Consider the following 512-nt stretch of genomic DNA (forward strand, 5'->3'; position numbering starts at 1 on the left):
CAGTTTCCGCTGGACGCCCACGCGTTGGGCACGTGGATTTCCCAACAGACTTGACTGGCCAGCTACGGACGCTTTAGGCCCAATAAGATCGGCCATCACTCGTGCTGCCGGTATTACCGCGGCGGCTGGCACCGGTCTTGCCCAGCACTTGTTCCTGTACCACCTTACGGTACAGAAAAGCGAGGACTGTATGCCCTCGCACTCGGAGTCCCCCTATCGCACTGTCGTGCAGTGTAAAGGTTTCGCGCCTGCTGCGCCCCGTAGGGCCCGGTATCTTGTCTCAGATACCGTCTCCGGGCTCTGACTCTCATCACCCGTACCGATTACTGGCACGGTGGGCCGTTACCCCACCGTCTACCTAATCGGCCGCAGCCACATCCTATGGCGCCGGAGCGTTTCTAGCTTCCTGCACTCCAGCATGGAAGCTGTATTGAGAATTAGCCTCAGTTTCCCGAGAGTATTCTCATCCATAGGGTAGTTTGGCCACGTGTTACTGAGCTATATGCCACGGG

Annotated in this window: 1 rRNA gene; it reads right to left on the bottom strand. The window is 58.0% G+C overall.

Features of this window, described 5'->3' with window-relative positions:
* Positions 1-512, bottom strand: a 16S ribosomal RNA gene (locus N5098_RS15095); the annotation flags it as partial.

The organism is Halovenus rubra (genome assembly GCF_026586665.1).
Taxonomy (GTDB): Archaea; Halobacteriota; Halobacteria; order Halobacteriales; family Haloarculaceae; genus Halovenus; species Halovenus rubra.